At 40.4% G+C, this 2,552-nt stretch carries 3 protein-coding genes; 1 reads left to right on the top strand and 2 read right to left on the bottom strand.

All coding sequences use genetic code 11. The annotated features are described in order from the left end of the window. Positions 1-175: 175 nt before the first annotated feature. Positions 176-655: a DUF4079 domain-containing protein gene (locus PN471_RS13320; RefSeq protein WP_271777259.1), complete on the bottom strand. Its 480-nt coding sequence runs from the start codon at positions 653-655 to the stop codon at positions 176-178. A 201-nt stretch (positions 656-856) separates the two neighbouring features. Here PN471_RS13320 and PN471_RS13315 point away from each other — a divergent pair, with 201 nt between their 5' ends. Then, a complete protein-coding gene (locus tag PN471_RS13315; RefSeq protein WP_271777258.1) occupies positions 857-1,081 on the top strand; it encodes a lipase family protein in 225 nt (74 codons plus the stop codon). 261 nt (positions 1,082-1,342) lie between these two features. Here the strand turns inward: PN471_RS13315 and glyQ are convergent, their stop codons facing one another. Then, positions 1,343-2,227, bottom strand: a complete 885-nt coding sequence (gene glyQ / locus PN471_RS13310) for a glycine--tRNA ligase subunit alpha (RefSeq protein WP_271777257.1) — start codon at positions 2,225-2,227, stop codon at positions 1,343-1,345. Between the last annotated feature and the right edge of the window lie 325 nt (positions 2,228-2,552).

Raw genomic sequence — 2,552 nt, 5'->3', positions numbered from 1 at the left:
CCTTTGATGATAATTTTGATACAAAATCGTCGAAATCTTAGGTGGCGATAGCGAAGCGCTGCTGCAAGCAGTTCGCCGATCTCAAATCCCCAAACGACCATTTTTCGTTGTGTGACAGTTTAGGGTGCGGAAGGTCGGATATAATTCATCTTTAGCAGCTTTGGCAATCACAATATCACAAAGAAATCCCCAAATTAAACCCTAAAACAGCATGAACAAACATAATTACCAGTGCTGTAGTCCCTAAATAAGCATGAACCCCACGAAACCCAGCCTTATCCCCAAAAAATCCACTCAGAGAAATTACACCATTAATCAATAACAATATCAACACCAGCGAACCAGTCCAAAAATGAGGACTTTCAAACAGTGGTTTTTGCTGCATCACCAACGATAAAACCCCACCAGTATAGCCACCTGCCAAAAATACAAACAACCAAGGAGCTAATTGACGATGAGCATTACGGCTTTGAATAGCTGCATCCTTCTCCAGCAACTTACCACGCCAACCTGTAACTCCCACAAAAGTCCCCACCACAAAAATCACAATCCCCATCATCGCTGGATGTCCCCAATGCACAACCGCTTCAGGAACACCTAGAGAACGAAACCAAGCTGCAATGGGTTCTAGTAGTTGACTCAATTTTCCTGCCATCTTCTTTACATTTCTTAATTTTAACTAATTTTAACTTAGTTAGGATTTAAGTGACATAATCGGTTATTAATAATACCTTAATATTTCTTGTGCCTCTATCTATGATCAAGATAAGAATGTCAATTTTGGGTAATTAACTCAGAATTATTAAGATAATTTAAAATTATCTTATGTTGACTACCATAAGCAATACTTGACGAGATGCCAGAATTTGAGATAGCAGGGATTTATACTTTTGGGCAACGGAGGGTAGGCGATCGAATTTTTGCTCAATCCTTGGACAAGGGGATGAAATATCGATTTTTTCGAGCGGTGAACAATAATGATGTTGTTCCTCGTGTTCCCCGTGTCAAGTTTAATCATGTCGGCAATCTCTTGTATATTGACGCGGACAAAAACCTATGTCGGCAATCTCTTGTATATTGACGCGGACAAAAACCTCCACAATGATATCTGGTGGTGGAATAAATTTAAGGATACAGTCAAAGCCTCAATTGAAGATTGAGGTAAGCGCGGTATTGATTGCATCAAAGATCACAACATGGGTTCATATCTCAAAGGGATTGAAAAAAACCTAGATAAGAATCCCATTGGCTAAGATCACTCTTCCAAAAAATGAAGGATTACTGAGAACTTTGTGCGTTACCAGTTTAAACATGGTAACGCCAACTCAGATTTCTATCTTTTCTATCTCATCCCAACAGTAGTTTTCAGCAACGGAAAACCTAACTTTTCCCTTTGCTCAACATATAAATGAGCCACCTTCCTAGCCAAGTGCCGAATCCTAGTAATGTAACGAGTCCGTTCCGTCACCGAAATCACCCCCCTAGCATCTAGCAAGTTAAAAGCATGAGAACACTTAATCACATAATCCAAACTAGGTAAAACCAATCCTCGCTCAGTTAATTGATTAGCTTCCTGCTCATATAAACCAAACAAAGTCAGCAACATCTCAGGATTTGACGCTTCAAAATTATAAGTACACTGTTCAATCTCACCCTGAAGATGAACATCACCATAAGTAAGGTTATCCGTCCACTGAATCTTAGTAATTGCCTCCACTTGCTGAAGGTACATCACCAATCGCTCTAAACCATAAGTGATCTCAATAGACACAGGACGGCAATCAATACCTCCACATTGCTGAAAATAAGTAAATTGAGTAACTTCCATCCCATCCAACCAAACTTCCCAGCCCGTACCCCAAGCCCCCACCGTCGCATCTTCCCAGTTATCCTCCACAAACCGAATATCGTGGTCTTCAGGACAAATCCCTAAAGCCCGTAAAGAATCTAGATAAATTTCCTGGATATCATCTGGTGAAGGCTTAATCAAAACTTGATATTGATAATAATGCTGAAACCGATTTGGATTTTCGCCGTAACGTCCATCAGTCGGACGACGACAAGGTTCAACATAAGCCACAGCCCAAGGTTCAGGACCCAAAGCCCTTAAAAAAGTATGGGGATTCTTAGTACCAGCGCCCTTCTCCATATCATAGGGCTGGGCAATTAAGCAACCCCGCTGTCCCCAAAACTGATGCAATATCGCTATTACCGACTGAAAATTCACTATCTACTCTTCCTTGAGTCAACAATTCCTAACCCATTGTGGACTAAACCCAGCATAGTGAGCAGTTTTCAGACGAATAAAAAACAAATCCAAAAATAGTTTAAAAAAGTAGTTGACAAAGCAAAGCAAGTTCGATACATTAAATAAGTGCCTGAAGCAAAGCGAAACAAACGCCCCGCCGAAAAGCACACCGAACCTTGAAAATATTATAGTTTGAAAGCCAGAATACAACAAGTACCCTGCGTCAGAGAAAGAAAATAACCTGACCGTGGTTGTAAAAACGGTTAAGAAAGAGCTTTATAACAGACGAACCAAAATGGAGAGT

The organism is Aphanizomenon sp. CS-733/32, from assembly GCF_028330045.1.
GTDB classification, from domain to species: Bacteria; Cyanobacteriota; Cyanobacteriia; order Cyanobacteriales; family Nostocaceae; genus Dolichospermum; species Dolichospermum gracile.
The sequence above is the reverse complement of the archived record's forward strand: the minus strand, read 5'-3'. Positions and strand labels throughout refer to the sequence as shown.

What these genes read in the sequence shown, in the direction of transcription:
- PN471_RS13315 (WP_271777258.1), top strand. Translation starts at nt 857, where the DNA reads ATGCCAGAATTTGAGATAGCAGGGATTTATACTTTTGGGCAACGGAGG.
- PN471_RS13320 (WP_271777259.1), bottom strand. Translation starts at nt 655, where the DNA reads ATGGCAGGAAAATTGAGTCAACTACTAGAACCCATTGCAGCTTGGTTT.